General features: G+C 43.7%; 18 protein-coding genes, 1 tRNA gene and 1 pseudogene. 7 read left to right on the top strand and 13 right to left on the bottom strand.

The window, feature by feature from the left end; genetic code table 11:
* The first annotated feature begins 2 nt into the window (after positions 1 to 2).
* Positions 3 to 215, top strand: coding sequence for a helix-turn-helix domain-containing protein (locus DMO16_RS25080; RefSeq protein WP_347232864.1), 213 nt, complete (start codon positions 3 to 5; stop codon positions 213 to 215).
* A 32-nt stretch (positions 216 to 247) separates the two neighbouring features.
* Positions 248 to 322, top strand: a tRNA-OTHER gene (locus DMO16_RS24500).
* A 551-nt stretch (positions 323 to 873) separates the two neighbouring features.
* Here the strand turns inward: DMO16_RS24500 and DMO16_RS24495 are convergent.
* The 3 genes from DMO16_RS24495 to DMO16_RS23250 form a co-directional block, all read right to left on the bottom strand.
* The gene (locus DMO16_RS24495; RefSeq protein ID WP_156412581.1) at positions 874 to 1,023 is read right to left on the bottom strand and encodes a hypothetical protein; all 150 of its coding nucleotides are present in this window, start codon (positions 1,021 to 1,023) and stop codon (positions 874 to 876) included.
* Between the two features lie 183 nt (positions 1,024 to 1,206).
* Positions 1,207 to 2,136 carry a UDP-N-acetylmuramate dehydrogenase gene (gene murB / locus DMO16_RS23255; RefSeq protein ID WP_129480197.1) on the bottom strand — a complete coding sequence of 310 codons (930 nt, stop codon included), beginning with the start codon at positions 2,134 to 2,136 and terminating at the stop codon, positions 1,207 to 1,209.
* A gap of 17 nt (positions 2,137 to 2,153) precedes the next feature.
* Positions 2,154 to 3,032 (bottom strand): pirin family protein, encoded by an 879-nt coding sequence (locus tag DMO16_RS23250; RefSeq protein ID WP_129480196.1) that lies wholly within the window; start codon positions 3,030 to 3,032, stop codon positions 2,154 to 2,156.
* A gap of 192 nt (positions 3,033 to 3,224) precedes the next feature.
* Here DMO16_RS23250 and DMO16_RS23245 point away from each other — a divergent pair, with 192 nt between their 5' ends.
* Complete coding sequence (locus tag DMO16_RS23245) at positions 3,225 to 3,893, top strand: haloacid dehalogenase type II (protein WP_129480195.1); 669 nt, start codon at positions 3,225 to 3,227, stop codon at positions 3,891 to 3,893.
* Between the two features lie 187 nt (positions 3,894 to 4,080).
* Here DMO16_RS23245 and DMO16_RS23240 read toward each other — a convergent pair whose 3' ends face one another.
* Positions 4,081 to 4,368, bottom strand: a complete 288-nt coding sequence (locus DMO16_RS23240) for a hypothetical protein (RefSeq protein WP_129480194.1) — start codon at positions 4,366 to 4,368, stop codon at positions 4,081 to 4,083.
* 240 nt (positions 4,369 to 4,608) lie between these two features.
* Between DMO16_RS23240 and DMO16_RS23235 the strand changes: the two are divergent.
* Positions 4,609 to 5,160: pseudogene (locus DMO16_RS23235) on the top strand (amino acid ABC transporter ATP-binding protein); the annotation flags it as partial.
* A gap of 29 nt (positions 5,161 to 5,189) precedes the next feature.
* On the opposite strand, the gene DMO16_RS23230 reads toward DMO16_RS23235, so the two are convergent.
* Together DMO16_RS23230 and DMO16_RS23225 are read right to left on the bottom strand one after the other, a co-directional pair.
* Positions 5,190 to 5,873, bottom strand: a complete 684-nt coding sequence (locus DMO16_RS23230; protein WP_129480192.1) for a 3-oxoacid CoA-transferase subunit B — start codon at positions 5,871 to 5,873, stop codon at positions 5,190 to 5,192.
* Entirely contained in the window at positions 5,866 to 6,555 is a 690-nt protein-coding gene (locus tag DMO16_RS23225) for a CoA transferase subunit A (RefSeq protein WP_129480191.1), read from the bottom strand. The genes DMO16_RS23230 and DMO16_RS23225 overlap by 8 nt, the downstream gene beginning before the upstream one ends.
* Before the next feature lie 454 nt (positions 6,556 to 7,009).
* Here DMO16_RS23225 and DMO16_RS23220 point away from each other — a divergent pair, with 454 nt between their 5' ends.
* Both DMO16_RS23220 and DMO16_RS23215 read left to right on the top strand, forming a co-directional pair.
* A complete protein-coding gene (locus tag DMO16_RS23220) occupies positions 7,010 to 7,336 on the top strand; it encodes an ArsR/SmtB family transcription factor (RefSeq protein ID WP_129480190.1) in 327 nt (108 codons plus the stop codon).
* Positions 7,337 to 7,381: 45 nt separating this feature from the next.
* Positions 7,382 to 7,900, top strand: a complete 519-nt coding sequence (locus DMO16_RS23215; RefSeq protein WP_129480483.1) for an SRPBCC domain-containing protein — start codon at positions 7,382 to 7,384, stop codon at positions 7,898 to 7,900.
* Between the two features lie 50 nt (positions 7,901 to 7,950).
* Here the strand turns inward: DMO16_RS23215 and DMO16_RS23210 are convergent, their stop codons facing one another.
* The 5 genes from DMO16_RS23210 to DMO16_RS23190 all read right to left on the bottom strand — a co-directional run bounded on the left by DMO16_RS23210 (position 7,951) and on the right by DMO16_RS23190 (position 13,587).
* Entirely contained in the window at positions 7,951 to 8,703 is a 753-nt protein-coding gene (locus DMO16_RS23210) for an ATP-binding cassette domain-containing protein (protein ID WP_129480189.1), read from the bottom strand.
* A 15-nt stretch (positions 8,704 to 8,718) separates the two neighbouring features.
* A complete protein-coding gene (ssuC, locus tag DMO16_RS23205) occupies positions 8,719 to 9,474 on the bottom strand; it encodes an aliphatic sulfonate ABC transporter permease SsuC (protein ID WP_164989028.1) in 756 nt (251 codons plus the stop codon).
* Complete coding sequence (ssuD, locus tag DMO16_RS23200) at positions 9,474 to 10,625, bottom strand: FMNH2-dependent alkanesulfonate monooxygenase (protein WP_129480187.1); 1,152 nt, start codon at positions 10,623 to 10,625, stop codon at positions 9,474 to 9,476. Before ssuD ends, ssuC begins: the two co-directional genes overlap by 1 nt.
* 18 nt (positions 10,626 to 10,643) lie before the next feature.
* Entirely contained in the window at positions 10,644 to 11,618 is a 975-nt protein-coding gene (locus DMO16_RS23195; RefSeq protein WP_241840640.1) for a sulfonate ABC transporter substrate-binding protein, read from the bottom strand.
* 277 nt (positions 11,619 to 11,895) lie between these two features.
* On the bottom strand, positions 11,896 to 13,587 hold the full coding sequence (locus DMO16_RS23190; RefSeq protein ID WP_425590051.1) for a glycoside hydrolase family 13 protein: 1,692 nt from the start codon (positions 13,585 to 13,587) through the stop codon (positions 11,896 to 11,898).
* Positions 13,588 to 13,779: 192 nt separating this feature from the next.
* On the opposite strand from DMO16_RS23190, the gene DMO16_RS23185 reads away from it, so the two are divergent.
* Positions 13,780 to 13,983 carry a hypothetical protein gene (locus tag DMO16_RS23185; RefSeq protein WP_061972371.1) on the top strand — a complete coding sequence of 68 codons (204 nt, stop codon included), beginning with the start codon at positions 13,780 to 13,782 and terminating at the stop codon, positions 13,981 to 13,983.
* Positions 13,984 to 14,136: 153 nt separating this feature from the next.
* Here the strand turns inward: DMO16_RS23185 and DMO16_RS23180 are convergent, their stop codons facing one another.
* Entirely contained in the window at positions 14,137 to 15,720 is a 1,584-nt protein-coding gene (locus DMO16_RS23180; RefSeq protein WP_129480185.1) for a response regulator, read from the bottom strand.
* On the bottom strand, positions 15,717 to 17,537 hold the full coding sequence (locus DMO16_RS23175; RefSeq protein ID WP_129480184.1) for a sensor histidine kinase: 1,821 nt from the start codon (positions 17,535 to 17,537) through the stop codon (positions 15,717 to 15,719). The genes DMO16_RS23180 and DMO16_RS23175 overlap by 4 nt, the downstream gene beginning before the upstream one ends.
* Positions 17,538 to 17,555 lie beyond the last annotated feature (18 nt).

Raw genomic sequence — 17,555 nt, 5'->3', positions numbered from 1 at the left:
GTATTGGGGGTCGTCCATCAATACCACAAAAGGAAATTGAACGAGCGTTAAAACTATATAAAACAAAAGAGTATACAGTACCCGAAATTGTTGAAATGACAGGGGTATCGAAAGCAACGTTATACCGTTCATTAAAAAGGGTCGCTAAATGGTGGTCACATACTCTAGAAAACTATCGGAAACTACAGTTCATTTATACACTAAAAATATCCTAAAAACGTGATATAAAGGCATTTCTAGGCACTATGGAAAAGTAAAGGAAACTTCCCTCCCTACGCTGGCAGCCAAAAGGTCAGCGGTTCGATCCCGCTAGTCTCCACCAAATACATAATTTTAACCATCTTGCTCAGCGAGATGGTTTTTAATGCACATTAATCCTTCTACTAAAAAGCTCAGTCTCTTGATTAAGAGACTGAGTTTTATTTTATACTACCTTACTTCTTACGTTGTTTGGCCAGTTTGAATTCAAACGTTACATATCATCGTTAAGAGAATTCCAGTTTCATCAAATCATTGTTCAGGAATTGTCCAGATGAAAAACAGCTTTATGTATTGTACAGTCGAGACGGTTGATTGTTGATTATTTTTTCGAAGATTAAACTTGGACCAAGCTGGTCTTTGTACTTCCAGCCTTTATGCTGCATCTATTGGTTAATCACTATGTTTAAAGTTTGTCTTCTTTTTCCCATATCAGCCCCCTATCCTACTTTAAATTATAGAATCAAAGCATTATCCATAATATGCGTATATTGTGTTGTTTTACTGGAAGCCATAATAAAAAGCACTGCAATCCGCAGTGCTCTTTATGTTTGATGAAAAAAGAAATATCAAACCCTTTTTATAATTTATCTTTATTGGTTACCTTTAAAACCATTAGTTCTGGATCAATTCGGGATTCAGTTGTTGGTATAAAGTGATGATTTCGTGCACGTCAGCTACATGAACAAACGTAACTGAACTATTTTGAATCTCCTGCACTTTCCGGGAAATCTCCTGCCTGATTGCTTCCTTATCTTTAACCATACTAACTCCCCCTTTACATAATCTTGAACTTCTTAAGTAATTATTTCGTCATCCGCAACCAAATTCCTTTTTTATAAGACGAATTAATTTTCATATCTACATATCTCACCAAAATTAAAAAGAAAACCCCTATGAATGGTCTGTTCATAAGGGTTTTTAGCATTTTTTAGTAATTGAGTAAAATCATGAAACCTCCTGATCCTCCCTGCCCCTGATAATCACTTCGGTTTCCAGGTCAACGCCAAATTTTCGTTTCACCGTTTTTTGAATGATCCTGATCAAGTCGGTGTAATCTTTTGCGGTCGCTCCGCCAACATTTACGATAAATCCCGCGTGCTTGGTAGAAATCTGCGCTCCGCCAATCCGGAAGCCTTGAAGACCGCAATCCTGGATCAGCTTGCCTGTATAATGCCCCTCCGGCCGCTTGAACACACTTCCGCAAGATGGATATTCAAGGGGCTGTTTACTTTCCCTGAGGAGGGTGAAATGATCCATTTTTTCTTTTATCTTTTCATATATTCCTGGCTCAAGTCCAAATTCGGCTTCCAGCACAATGTAGTCTCCGGTTGCGATAAGACTTTTTCTGTACCCCATGTTCAGCTCGTCCTTGCTCAAGGTCAGCAAATCGCCTTCTTTATTCATGACAAGCGCTCGGATCAGGACATCGGAAACTTGTCCGCCGTAAGCCCCGGCATTCATGTACAGTGCGCCGCCGATGGTCCCGGGAATTCCGCAGGCGAACTCCAGCCCGGATAATTTCATTTCAAGCGCCTTGCGGGATACATCAATGAGCCCCGCTCCTGCCTGGGCGTAAATGGATTGGTGAAGTGTACTGATTTCGTTCATATGCTCCAGATTGATGGTCAGCCCCTGCAGGCCATTGTCCTTTATGATCAGGTTGGATCCATTTCCCATAACAGTTACCGGTGTCTGATATTCTTTAGCGATTTGCATGATCTCTTTAAGCTGCCCGATTGTGGTGGGAGTAACAAAAATGTCGGCTTCCCCACCAAGTTTGGTATACGTATGTCTCTTGATCGGTTCAAAAAAGATACGATCCTCCGGCGGCAAAACTTCCTGCAGTCTCGCTTTAATTTTAGAATATTGTCTCATGCTGTTCTTTCCTCCTGTTAAATGGCAGGCGGTCCAAACTTGCCATCACGAAAATCTCTATATGCCTGTTTGATTTCTTCCATTGTATTCATCACAAATGGCCCGTACGGAACCACCTCTTCGTTAATCGGTGCTCCTGAATATACGAGCAGCCGTGTACGTCGGCTATTGGATTTTATCTTTAGCCCACTGTTATTCTTTTCATTTCCCTCATTATCAAAAGTTAACGTGGCAACACCATGTTTTTTTAACGAAACACGAGAGTCACCTAGCTCCACATCTCCTGACAAAACATACACAAAGGCGTTGTGGTTCTCCGGCAGGGTGTGAACATATTCTGCTCCTTCGTTTAATGAGATTTCTGCTAATGTAATGGGAACAATCGAATGTAGCGGGCCATTTACACCTGCTGTTTCACCCGCGAACACTTTTACACGGCCTCCTTCAATTGAAACAGATGGTGCATCTTCAGCATAAACGTTCTGATAAGAGGTTTCGGTGTGTTTTAACGTTTTCGGCAGGTTGAGCCATAGTTGAAGGGTATGTACAATATCATCGTCCACCCCTTCTTCCGCATGACGTGCCGCCCAACCGGCGTTCATGTACTGGACGTCACCGGGTTCAAGAATGTCCCGTCCTCCTGCATTATCGATGTGTTCCAGCCTTCCATCGATGACATAGGTGATCGTTTGGAAACCTCGATGCGGATGATCTGAGAACGTTCCCCGCTTAAACCAATCCTCCGCCATTAAAATAAACGGATCAAAATCGTACCAGCGGCCCGGCGGCAACACCCATCCCTTTTGTATTGCCGGCAAATCCACCTCTTCATAATTCACATACCAATGATCCTTTACATCTCTCTGAAAAATATTTGTTGAAGATGAAACTGACATATATGAACATCCTCTCAATTCGCTGTTATTGTAAGAAATCTATTTTTTAATCAAAGAATTTAAATCAATAAGCTAATTAAACCATATCTACTTACTAAAAACAATTAGATAGTTGTACTGCTAATGGTTGTTTTTCCTTATATGGGGAACAACGTAAGGAAGAGAAAATGCACGTTCAGGAGGAAAAAATAAATGAATTCAATTAAAGCTTTTGTATTCGACGTATATGGCACGTTGTTTGACGTTCATTCCGTGAAGGAAAAATGCGAGGAATTTTTTCCGGAAAAGGGAGCGCAGATCAGCCAGGACTGGAGAAAAAAGCAGATCGAGTATTCCAATCTGCGGCAGTTGATGGGGAATTACGAGACCTTCTCAACCGTCACGCGGGATGCATTGAGATATGCGATCAAAAAGAATCAAGGAGAGCGCAGTGAACAAATCGAAAAGGAATTGATGGATGCCTATTTAAAACTTACTCATTACCCTGAGACCGAAAGCGTCCTGTCCCAGTTAAGCGATAAAACGCTTGCGATTTTTTCCAACGGTTCCCATGACATGCTTGATCCTTTGGTTCATCAGTCCGGCCTTACACGCCTCTTTGATTTTGTGATCAGCATTGACGAGGTGAAGCAGTACAAGCCTACCCCTGCCTCTTATTATCATGTGTTAAAAACGCTGAATGTGAAGCGGGATGAAGTGCTCTTCATGTCATCCAACGGCTGGGACATTTCCGGGGCTAAAAATTTCGGTTTTCATACTGCCTGGATTAACCGAAATGACCTGCCTGTGGAAGAACTTAACCTTTTTCCAGATGTGATCTATTCAGACTTGAATGGAATACTGGAGTGGAATAACGGATAAATGAGGAGCCTTTGACGGTCCATGGCAGCAAAATAAAAAACAGAAAAACTCGTCATTCGCTGGCGAGTTTTTTCTGTTTATGGGGTTGAACATTAGGGGCGGACAGTAAATTTCTGAAAGCCGCCAGTAAATGTGAACTGTGGAGGCAATTTTGCAGAGATCCAGGGCTTAGAAACCACTTAAAAAACTAGTTTTCCAGCCTGTTATCCTGTTTCACTTCTTTTTCGGTAAAAAAGCTCGCAATGAAAAGAAGGATGGCACCAATCAGCAATAAGAAGTGACTTAGCAGCAGGCTTGCCGTTCCATCCAGTCCCTTCCACTCTCCTACGATTGGCACAAGCAAGGGATACATAAATACGGCATACAGCATAAGAAGAATGCTGAGGATCGTTCTTCGTATCCTTTTGCGTATGATGAATCCGGTTGCCAGACTAGTCATGAGAAGCGCATATAGAATCAACAAAGCAAGGATCATTTCAGTTCCCCCCCTTTAGAACCATTACATTAATTATTTTACCACTTTATAACAAATAACAATTGATCTATTATTTTTTAAAACCTACTTGACTTATCGGTTTTATCGGTATATTTTTAAGAAAATTAATTTTCGGAATATATCGCTAACTGGACATCCAGAGGCTCACGAATTAAAGGTACTCCCTTTGATCTTGAGCTTCTTTTATTTTACAGGATGTATGAAAAGGTGAGCAGTTCACCAGGAAAGAAGGAAATTCTGTCCCTTCGAAAGAAAACAGCGATGGTATTTCAGCAATACCATCTGTTCAAACATAAAACCGCGCTGGAGAATGTTATGGAAGGATTGGTTACAGTTCAAAAGGTTCCAAAACAGGAAGCCAGACAGCGAAGCATGGGCGTTTTGGAAAAAGTCGGGCTTAGTGATAAAGCAGATGCCTATCCCAGCCAGCTTTCAGGAGGACAGCAGCAGCGGGTTGGCATTGCCAGGGCTCTTGCCCTCAATCCCGAAGTCCTGCTCTTTGATGAACCTACATCCGCGCTTGATCCCGAACTGGTGGGAGAAGTGCTGGAAGTCATCCGTGCCATCGCCAAAGAAGGCATCTCCATGGTCGTAGTTACCCATGAATTGGGCTTTGCCAAAGAAGTGTCCAATCATGTCGTATTTATGGATCAGGGGCAGATTGTCGAGGAAGGAAAGCCCCTTGAAATTTTCAATAACCCTAAGGAAGAGCGAACACGCCAATTCCTAAGACGAATCAACCCCGAACCCCTGGTGGGACTCTCGATCTGAACATAAAAAAACCTCTTTCTAGAACATGTCTAGAGAGAGGTTTTTTTAATAGAAAGAGAGATTCCCTCTTCCATATGATCATTCAGGCGGATGGAAAACTCCGCTTCTGTTTTCTCCCTTACCTCATCAAGGGTAACACCCGGCATGAGTTCAATGAGCACCAGCTTTTTCTCTATTACTTCAAAAACGGCCAATTCCGAAATGATCATATCCACACTTCTTGTAGAGGTGATAGGAAAATTACATTCTTTTAGCAGCTTGCTGCTGCCATCCTTCGCAGTATGTGTCGTGGTAATGATCACCTTTTTGGCTCCGACGAGAAGGTCCATGGCACCGCCGACTCCCATAATGTTTTTTCCCGGAACCGCCCAGTTCGCGATCTTACCCGTTTGATCCATCTGCAGCACCCCAAGTATGGCGACGTCCACATGCCCGCCGCGAATCATGCCAAATGAGTCAGCACTGTTAAAAAAAGAGGCACCGACCGTTTCACCAACTGGCAGCTTGCCGGCATTCACCAGGTTCGGATCCTGGTGTTCTTCGTCTGTATCGGTCACGCCGAGCAGTCCGTTTTCGGTGTGAAAGTATACCTGTTCGTCATCAATGTACGTTGCAACAAGGGTGGGAATCCCGATTCCGAGATTGACCACGCACGGTCCATTAAGCTCCTTTGCGGCCCTTCTTGCAATGGATTCCTGTATTTCGTTAGCCATGAGTGACAACCCCCTTGTTCGTGAGAATCTTGGATGCCAAAAGGATGCCATCAACGAAGAGATGCGGTGTTACAATTTCCTCTGGCGACAATTCTCCCGGTTCCACGATCTCATCGACTTCTGCAATAACAACGTCTGCAGCGGTCGCCATGACTGGATTGAAATTCCTGGCGGTTTTGTAATAGACGAGATTGCCAAGAGTATCGGCTTTCCATGCTCTGATCAGTGCAACGTCGGCCCGGATCGCCGGCTCAAAAATATACGTTTCACCATTAATTTCCCGTTCTTCCTTATTTTTGGCAAGTTCTGTTCCAACACCGGTTTTGGTATAATACCCGCCGATTCCCGCTCCTCCTGCCCGGATCGATTCCGATAGCGTTCCCTGGGGAAGCAATTCCAGTTCAATTTCGCCTCTCTGATACGCATCACCGACATCCCTGTTGCTTGTAAAATAAGAACCGATCCCTTTTTTGATCTTTTTCTGTCCAAGCAAAATCCCCAGACCCTTCCCCTTTTCACCTAGATTATTGCTGATGATCGTTAAATCTTTCACGTCCTTGTTTGTCAGCGCATCAATCAATGTTAATGGAGCACCAATCAGGCCAAACCCGCCAACCATAATCATATCACCCGTCTTAACGGCTTTAAGGGCCGCCGTTCCATCTTGCAGCAATTTTGACATGTTCATCATCCTTTGATTTGGTTTAATGAATTGCTTCCAACAAAAAAGGCCGCCCTGAACCTTACTATCCTAAATAGCAGCAAGTGTTCAAGACCGCCGGGGTTCACTAGTTTAGTATTAAAAAAGGGCATTTTTTAATCGCTAATGAATAGGCAATCATGTTTAATTATCTTAATACTACAACGTAATTTTGAAGATTACAACAATTCGGCTGTTCATTTTGCATTCTATTTATCAGCTAATCTTGTTTGAATGATGTTCCAGCCCCAATCAGCACCCGTTCCCATGTATTAAGGTCTCCAGCCAGCCATGTGCAAACCGTAGCGGTAATGGCTGCCGATATGATCAATCGCAGCATATCTCTGTCCCCACTCCCTAATTTCATAAATTTAAAATATTCCTTTACAAGAATATTCTTTTTAGGGTATATTCAGAATGAAAGGAGAAACATGATATGAGCGCGAACATCAATGTTACCTTAACTGCACTTGCCGAGCCTAAGCGCCTCCAGATTGTTGAGCTATTGCGGGAAGGACCCCTGACAGTAGGGGAAATTGCAGAAAAGCTGGAGCTTCTGCAGCCTCAGACATCGAAACACCTTGGTGTATTAAATAAAGCTGGCCTTGTTGAGGCAGAAGCTCAGGCAAACAAGCGGATTTACAAGCTGTGCCAGCAGCCATTCAAGGATTTGGATGGCTGGCTTGCCTCCTTTGGGCGTGTTTGGGAGCAGCGCTATGACCGTTTGGATGAGTATTTGCGAAAGCTTCAAGGAAAAGACTGACCGTGCTACCAAAGCAGTGACTAACCATTTGGGAGGAAAATGATGATGTCCAACTCTTTAAAAACGAGCACTGAAGGACGTGTATTAATCGTGGAGAGAATCTTTGACGCTCCAAGAACTCTTGTGTTTCAAGCCTTTTCCGATCCCGGACACCTTGCAAACTGGTGGGGTCCAAAAGGCTGGCAGACGGAAATACGGGAATTTGATTTTAAGCCGGGCGGTGTGTGGTATTACTGCATGAAATGCATGGACAAAAATCAGGGAGAGTTTTACGGACAGGAATCCTGCGGCAAAGCATTTTACGAGGAGATTGCAGCTCCTGAAAGGCTTGTATACAAAGACACCTTCGTGGACAGCAACGGCAATCGCATGGAAAACATGCCAGAGCTTCTGATCACGATGGAGTTTGTTGAACAGAATGATAAAACAAACGTCATTACCCGCACTACCTTCGCAACGGAAGAAGCACTGCAGCAGGTCAAAGAGATGGGCATCATTGAAGGTGTTACCTCCCAATACGAACGGTTGGATGAATTTTTGGAAAAGACCCTGGTTGATCAGTAAAAAAATAAGAAAGGCAGCTCACGTTCTTGGTGAACTGCCTTTTTTGATGATTATTTTGTTAATTTAAGTTCTGGATTTCTGCCCATGATGTGGTTCAGAATATGGGTGACGGTTTTAGCAAAAAGCGGATTGTCTTTTTTTCGGGGATAAGGCATATTAATGGTTTGATTCAAGGCAATCTCTCCATCGTCGATTAAAATGACCCTGGTCGCCAAAGCGACAGCCTCCTCCACATCATGCGTCACGAGAACGGCAGTAAACCCTTTTTGCTCCCATAAGTTCCGGATAAGTTCGTGCATCTCGAGCCTGGTCAGGGCATCCAGTGCCCCAAGCGGTTCATCCAGGAGCAGCAGCTCAGGATGATGAACAAGCGCCCGGGCCAATGCCACCCGTTGTCTTTGTCCCCCGGATAAAACGGCGGGCCACTCATCCGCTCTGTCACTGAGCCCTACCTGATGAAGCATATGGAGTGCTTCTTTCTTCTCCTCTTCTTTCTTTAATCCCAATGCCACATTGTTTTTTACTTTTTTCCAGGGAAGCAGCCTTCCGTCCTGAAACATGATTTTAACCTTTTTGTTTTGTCCTTTTACCGTTTCGCCATCGAGTTTGGCCTCTCCGCCAGTAGGCGTCTCAAGCCCTGCAAGAATGCGGAGCAAGGTGCTTTTTCCGCATCCGCTCTTTCCGACCACAGCGACAAATTCTCCTCTTTCAACCTTTAAGTCCATATGCTTTAGTACAGATTTATCCCCAAACGATTTGCCGAGATCGGAAAGTTCAAGAAAAGCCTGGTTGCCTTGATTCATGCTCCTCACCTCCATTTATTTTTGATAATTGGGATGCCATTTCAAGCACTGCTTTTCTGCCAGCTTTGCAGCAAAATCAGATAGCTTTCCAAGAATGGCGTACAGGATAATGCTTAAAATGACCACGTCCAACTGCATAAACTCCCGGGCATTCATCGCCATATAGCCAATACCGGAGTTGGAGGCAATGGTTTCAGCAACAATCAGTGTGACCCAGGTGATTCCAAGAGCAAAGCGGATACCGACAAGGATGGATGGAAGAGCACCAGGCAGCACGATGTTCCAAAACAGCGAACGCTTGCCCAATCCGTACACACGCCCCATTTCAATCAGAGAACCGTCTACCGTTCTGATTCCATGATAGGTATTTAAATAAATGGGGAAAAAGGTTCCTAAAGCAACGAGGAAAAGTTTCGCTTCCTCACCAATTCCAAACCATAAAATCACGATCGGAATCAAGGCAAGGTGCGGTATGTTCCTCACCATCTGAATCGTTGTATCCAGCAGATTTTCTGATACTCGTGACAGGCCATTCATAAGCCCCAATACAAAGCCAATGCCGCCTCCCACTATAAAACCGAGCGCTGCCCGTTTAAAGCTGATCCAAATGTTATCAAACAGCAAGCCTGACTTTCCCAGTTCAACCGCAGATTTAACAATGTCCACCGGGTTGGGCAAAACCCGCGTTGAGAGCAATCCTGCTGAAGAAAGAGTCTGCCAGATCACCAGTAAAAGAATGGGTACAATCCAGGGAACGATTGATTTTCTCATCACCGGCTCTCCACCTTTTCACCTTTGGGATACAGCCCATTGGCTACTATTTCACCGAACGGACTGATAATGGAAGATTCACTGCTCTGTTTCTTGTCCTTCCCAACATTCAGAAGTGGAAAAAGAAGTTCCGCTACCCGGTACGCTTCTTCAAGGTGAGGGTAGCCTGATAGAATAAAAGTCTCAATTCCAATCTCCTCGTATTCTTTCATCCTCTTGGCCACATTCTCGGCACTGCCTACCAGCGCGGTTCCCGCTCCCCCGCGGACCAGTCCCACGCCTGCCCAAAGGTTGGGGCTGATCTCCAGATTGCTTTTGCTTCCTTTATGCAGATCAGACATTCTTTTCTGGCCTTCAGAATCAAATCTCGAAAACACCTTTTGAGAGGAAGCAATCGTCTCGTCATCCACATATTTAATAAGGTCATCAGCTGCCGCCCAGGCCTCTTCTTCATCCTCCCGCACAATCACATGAAGGCGAATGCCAAACTTTACTTTGCGGCCTTTCGCTTCAGCCAGCTTTTTTACTTTCTTGATCTTCTCTTCCACCTTATGAGGCGGCTCTCCCCAGGTTAAATATACATCTACATGATCGGATGCAATCTGCTGCCCAATGTCTGAAGACCCGCCAAAGTAAATGGGAGGATAAGGCTTCTGAACAGGAGGATAAAGCAGTTTACTCTCATCCACCTTTAAATAGCTTCCGCTGAAATCCGCCGACCCGGTTTCCAGCAAGGAACGATAAATCGAAAGAAATTCATCGGTCAGTTTATACCGCTCCTGATGCGACAAATGAAGCCCGTCACCGGCAAGCTCCACCGGATCCCCTCCTGTAACCACATTGATCAGCAGTCTTCCACTCGATAAACGGTCAAAGGTCGACGTCATGCGTGCGGCCTGCGAAGGCGAAGAAATACCCGGGCGCACTGCCACGAGGAACTTCATTCTGGAAGTGACCGGGATTAAGGTAGAGGCAACCACCCATGCATCTTCGCACGATCGTCCTGTTGGAAGCAGTGCTCCCTCATAACCCAGATGATCAACAGCCTTTGCGATCTGCTGAAGGTAAGGCGTGTCGATGGCTCTTCCTCCCTTGGAAACACCCAGATACCTTGAATCGCCATGTGTCGGTATAAACCAGAATACATTCATTACAATCTCTCCCTTTAATTATTGTTGTGGCAGTGCATCTTTGACTTTAATCTCATTTGGAATCAGCTTCAGATCCAGAAATTGATCAGCAATATCCTGCTGGTCACCAACTACTTTTTGATTGATCTTTTCCAATCCGTACGTTCTCCGCTGCAAGACAAGCTCAAGCGTTTTTTCGTCCATTCCCAGCTGTGGCGCAAGAAACTTTGCGGCTTCCTTTTTGTTTCCGGATACCCATTTTTCTGCGCTTTGAACTTCCTTCAGAATGATATTGACAATGTCCTTGTGATCCTTTGCAAACTGATCAGAGGCAAGAAAGAATTCACGGTTGTTCACCAGGTCTGTTCCATCTTGCAGAATTTTTGCTCCGGTTGTTCGTTGGGCTTCCGCCAGGAAAGGATCCCAGATTACCCACGCATCTACTTCGCCTTTTTCAAAAGCCGCCCGGGCGTCTGCCGGCGGAAGAAAAGCCGGCTGAATATCTTTGTACTGAACGCCTGCCTTTTCCAACGCCTTGACCAGAAGATAGTGCACGTTGGAGCCTTTGTTCAAGGCAATCTTTTTGCCTTTTAAATCCTTCACCGATTTAATAGTTGAACCTTTTGGAACAAGAATCGCTTCACCCTTGGGATTTGGCGGTTCATTGCCGACATAAACTAAAGGAGCTTTGGCAGCTTGCGCAAAAATCGGCGGTGCTTCTCCCGTATGTCCGAAATCCAGACTGCCTACATTTAACGCTTCAAGAAGCTGAGGCCCGCCAGGAAACTCGGTCCACTTCACTTTATATCCCTTTGGCTCCAGTTTCTTTTCCAGGCTTTTTTGCGCCTTTAAAAAGTTCAAGGTACCGAATTTCTGGTAGCCAATTTCTATGACTTTATCTGTATTTTTCTTCTTTTCTTCCGAGACTGCGTTCGATGTATTGCCGCATCCTGCGATGAATACCAGCAGCAGGCTGAAAAACAACCCCATGAGCCAATGACTTTTTTTCTTCAAAATTAACCCCTCCTGTACTTGTCTTGTATGAAATAAAAAGGCCCCTCCTCAAAAAACTTGAGAAGGAGCCTTTGGTTGACCAATCAGCTCTAATCTTGACTGTATTAATAAAACGGATCCGTAAGCGTAGACCTTTGGTTTTCCAATTGGTCATTATATTCAAAGTATTTAGATTACTACTCATTATACATAATTCCTATCCATTTACAAGGAATTATATGAAGAGATAATAAAAAGGTTCCCAGCCTTAAGGCTAAGAACCTTTCTTTTTGTACTACTAGCTCATTAAATACACCCTCGTTTCATACGGCTGAAGGGCAATCTGCTTAGACAGCACAGTGTCTGTCACCTTGTAATTGTTGAGCACCAATTGTGATGATTCAAATGCCAGATCGTCCGGCACTTCAAACTTTGAAGGCTGGCCACTGAAATTGTTGATGACGATGGCACATTTGTCATCAAGTGTTCGCGTATAAACAAAAAGTTCAGGATGATCCTCAAGCAACAATTCGTATACGCCGTATACCCAGATTGGATTGTCCTTGCGCATCGTGATCAATTTTTTGTAAAAGCTTAAAATGGAATCCGGGTTGTTCCATTGTCCTTCTACATTAATTTCTTTGTAATTCGGATTAACACCGAGCCACGTTTGATCACCGGTCGTAAAGCCTCCCATATGTTCAGCATTCCACTGCATTGGGGTACGGGAATTATCTCGCCCTGTTTTCCAGATGATGTTCATGATCTCGTCATGCGAGCGGCCCTTTGCCATTTCGATGCGGTAATAGTTAACCATTCCCACATCATTGTAGTCTTCTATAGAAGGAAACTGAACGTTGGTCATGCCAATTTCCTGGCCCTGATAAATGAACGGTGTTCCTTTCATAAGAAAGTACAGTGCTCCCAGCATTTTGGCGCTTTCTGACCAATAGTTCTGGTCGTTCCCCCATGTGGAAACACGGCGAGGCTGGTCATGGTTTTCGATGAAAAGCGCATTCCATCCTCTTCCCTCAAGCCCTGTTTGCCACTTGCTTAACACCTTCTTCAGCCCAGCAACATCAACGCCCTCTTCCGCATCTTTATCCCAAAGGTCCAGAAACTCGAACTGAAAAATCATATTAAAATGGCCATTGTCTTCGCCGACCCATTTTTCAGCTTCTTCAATTTTTACACCATTGGCTTCTCCAACTGTCATAACATCGTATTTCTTAAATGTTTTTTGTGAAAGCTCGGTGAGCCATTCATCAATGCCTTCCACGTTCATCATAAACGGAAAACAGGAGACACACTCCAGCTCGTCAGGATTCTCCATATCTGGAAAGCCCGGTTCTTTTTTGATGTGTGAAATGGCATCTACGCGAAAACCGTCGATTCCCTTTTCAAGCCACCAATTCACCATGTCATAAAGGGCATCTTTCACCTCCGGATTCTCCCAGTTCAGGTCAGGCTGACGTTCGGAGAAAATGTGCATGAAATATTGGTCGGTTTGTTCATCATACTTCCAGGCTGGCCCGCTGAAAATGGACTCCCAGTTGTTTGGCGCTTTTCCATTCTTTCCATCACGCCAGATATACCAGTCCCGCTTTGGATTATCTTTGGAAGAACGCGATTCAATAAACCATGGATGCTCATCACTCGTATGATTGATCACCAGGTCAAGGATCAGCTTCATGCCCCGCTTGTGCACTTCCGCCAGCAGCTCATCAAAATCTGCCAATGTACCGAACTCATTCATTATGTCCTGATAATCCGAAATATCATAGCCATTATCGTCGTTGGGTGACTTAAACATCGGGCAGAGCCAGATGACGTCAATCCCAAGTTCTTTTAAATAATCAAGCTTTGTTGTTACGCCTTTCAAATCCCCGATTCCGTCGCCGTTGCTGTCCATAAAGCTGCGGGGATACACTTGATAGATGACACTTTCTTTCCACCATATTTTGCTCATGTCAAACCTCCAACTTTTCATCAAAAACTTTTTCCTGTCCATTTTACATTTTAGAGAATCAACAGCGTAATGAAACGGCTTACATTGACGGATAAGGTGGAATATATTGAACCCTGTTTTCCATGGGTTAACGGCATTGAATCCCTGTTGCCGTAACCAATAATTTCCTTTATAATTAACTTACAAAATATTCTAATAAAGGGGGGAGATTTGATGAGTACGTCGGAACGCTTGGTTAATCCTCCATTCTTTTATGATGGAAGAGGTAAAGCTTCTGCTGCTGTAAAAAACACAGCCAGCATCGCCAAAAAACAGATAATCTCTGCTGCTGCAAGAAAATGCATTGGAGCCAATCCTTATCTCACCCAGACGGAAGACACAGTGATTTTAGAATGGAAACGAGCGCTTAAACGTTGAAGACCTTTCTGTCAGAAAGGTCTTGTTTAATAGTATGACTTTTGGTGATTCACTAGCAACTAACTGGCTAACTGATCAAGGTGGAAGTGATCCTGATCATTTCAACATCATCTTTAAAAGCTATATAAACATTTTCATTATTTTAGGCAGTGTCTATTTTACTGAATATTGATCGCGGTATTCATTTGGGGTAATGCCCTCTACCTTTTTGAATACCTTACGGAAATATTTATCATCCTGATAGCCGATCATGTTCGCAATTTCATAGATTTTCAGGTCACTGTTTTTTAATAAGGATTTTGCTTTGTTCATGCGGATTCTTACCAAATAATCCGAAATGTTAACATTGAGCTCCTGCTTGAATTTCCTCGAAATATACTCCCTGCTGATGTAAAAATGGTCCGAAATTTCCTGAAGTTTTACATCCCGGTCAAAGTGGGACTGCAAATACTTTTCAATCTCATGTATGATGTTGCCCTTTTGTTTTGAAGCCTTCTTTACTTTTTTCAGAAAGACGGAAATTTCCCGGCGGATTCTTTTTTTGTAGTCTTCCAGATTAAACGTGCCCCCGGCATCAAAATAGGGATCAATCCGTTTTTCAATGCTTTCACTTGAGCCGATCGGAATATTGTAATGCTTGAACCATGTGTTGCTGATCACCTGGTATTCGTTTTCAAAATGCAGCAACTGCTTCAATGACAAATATCCGTTCTCGGTAAAATCGTTTGTCACATCCTCAATGAGATCGTCAAACGCTTCAATTCGTCCAGCCATCATGCCCCCTTCAATGTCGGAACTATAAGACATCAGGCTTTTCGGTGAGATAACTTGTACCGTATCCGGTCCATAGACCCGCTTTTCTTTCCGCTCCAACAGATTACTAGAAAGCAGCACTTGCTTGGCATGCTGATACGATTGCAGCAACCCGGCGGTACCAGTAACTGCTTCCCCGATGGCAATCGGGCAGGAACGATTCAATACCCTCTTCAGTGTCTGATGAATCTCGGAAAGACGTTCTTCGATCTGGTCGAGCTTGTTCCAGAAAATCAAAACGATTTCGCCTTTGCTGGAGAGGTAGCGGAAGCCGATCCCGCAGTCACAGTCCATAAGAATTTCATTAATCACATTTAAAATTGTAAAGTAAGCAAGATCTCTGTCTCCCTGAAACGATTTAATCGTTTTGCCATCCAGCCGCATAAGAGCAACCATATAGGTTAGAGACAATTGAAAGCCAAGCTCTTTGTACAGCTCATCCTTGATACTGTCACTGCTTACAAGCTGGGTAAGCTTCCGGTCACGAAATACAGGTTTCATTTCATTGATCATCTGGTAGCTGCTATCCTTGCTTTTGCGATCAGCTTCTTCTTTCTTCCATTCCTCTACTGCGTTTTTCAACGTTTGATTCAGGATTTCCGGATCAATTGGTTTAAGAAGGTAGTCGTAGCTCCCAAAATGAATTGCTTTTCTCATATAGTGATAATCATCATAACCGGTTACTACAACGGTTTTGCTTTTCGGCTGATTCGTCTTAATCCATTCAAGAAGCTGCGTGCCATCCATCTTTGGCATTTTCATATCGGAAAATATAATCTCTGGCCGGTGCTCTTGAATCAAACGGATGGCATCTTCCCCATTTTCGGCTTCATAAAATTCACCGATACCGTTTTCTTCCCAGGCACCAAGCAGCCGGATTCCATCCCGGACGTGTTTCTCATCATCAATAATCAAGACTTTCATGATTGTTTCACCTCTTTTGGCATTACCCTGGGGATCTCAATGGTCACTGTAAAGCCTCCGGCATCCCCGCTTTCCACCGACATTTTTGCCTGATTGCTGTAATAGATCTGAAGCCGGTCATAAATGTTTTTTAACCCGATGGCTTCGCTGCGTTCTTCTTCAGATGGACTTTCCTCGAAAAGCGCACCCCTCAAGTCCTTTAATTGCTGCGTATCAATGCCCCTTCCGTTATCGCTCACGGACAGCTTAATTTTTTCTTCATCCATGGCATGGGCTTTGATCGTGACGGCCGCTTCCTCGATCTGCTGGTCAAAGCCGTGCTTAAAGCTGTTCTCCACAATGGGCTGTAAAATCATTTTCGGAACCAGAACCTGTTCCACTTCTTTTTCAACCTGAAGCTCATATTCAAATTTGTCTTCGAACCGCTGCTTTTGAAGCACCAAATACGATTTTACATGCCTCAGCTCCAGGTTCAATGGAACAACATCTTCTTTCATGTTCATGCTGTACCTCATGATGTTGGATAAGGAGGTTAACAACGAATAGACAGACGCAGCATTCGATTTAAGGGCCAGCGTACCAATGGACTGAAGTGCATTGTAAAGGAAATGAGGGTTGATCTGAGATTGCAGCACCCTGAGCTGAGATGATTTATTTTCAATCTCCAGTTTGTATTCCCTGTCGATTAGCTGATTGATCTTGGTGATCATCGATTTGAAGTTGCGGCCAAGCATGCCGATTTCATCATTCCCCAACGAATCGAAGTCAGCTTCGAGTTCCCCATTTTCCACCTTTTTCATGTTGTTGCTTAATACTTTTATCGGCGCGGTCAGTTTAAGTGAAACAAATAATGTCGCCAAAAGAACGATGATCAACGTTATAATGCCGATAAAAATATTCATCAATGCGGTTTCCCTTGCGCTCTGATAAAGAACGTCATACGGAATTCTTTTTACAATATACCAGTTTTTATATGGAGCCGAAAAACGCTCGTACACAATCTCTCCCGAAAATTTCTTGTCCTGCCATTCCAGGCTTTTGCTGCTTTTATCACTGCTCTTTACATGGTGGAACCATTTTTCTTTATTTTTGTTGCCAATTTGTTTTTCATTGGACGAATAAACGATATTCCCTTGGTCATCCATAATGTACAGATCTTCAACACCCTTTGTATACAGCCGGTTTGACAGGGAGCTAATCTTTGAAAGGTTAATATCAATCGACAGGAAGCCAAGAAACTTATCGGATGGAACATCACGAATAATATTATGAAAGCTCAAGACTTTTTTCTTTTCAGAGTCTGGGATATCTGACAAATGATTATAAGGATAAATTTTATGCGGCGGCTCAATGATGGAAAACGTGCTGTTCTTTTTCAATTGAGCATAATACGGATGTGAAAAAATGTTCTCATACTTCCCTCTTCCGCTGATGGAAGAATGAAAATTGGTATACGAATCTTTTTCTTTATCGATATACAGATGCATCTGTTCAATTTCTGGACGAGTATTAAATAAATAGGCGAGCAGCCGTCGAACCTCTTCCTGGTTGTTGTTGAAGTCGGCCGATACTCCCCCCCTCATTACATTCATAAAAGGAGTATACCGGTATAAAACCGTTCCCATATCTGCGACTTCATCAAAGTATGCAGCCAGGTCCTCTTCCCCTTTTTGAATTAAATCATGGTTTGTGGAAACAAAGCGGTCATTGAGAGCTTGTGTGGTTTGATAATACGTGACGGCAATCGAGGTTCCAAACGGAAGCACGGTTGCTACAAGCAATAAGATGATGAGTTTCTTTCGAATCCCCCACTGCATACCAATTTGGTCAGCTAT

This window comes from Fictibacillus sp. S7 (assembly GCF_004127935.1).
Lineage (GTDB): Bacteria > Bacillota > Bacilli > Bacillales > Fictibacillaceae > Fictibacillus_C > Fictibacillus_C enclensis.
This window is presented reverse-complemented; position numbering and strand designations above follow the sequence as displayed.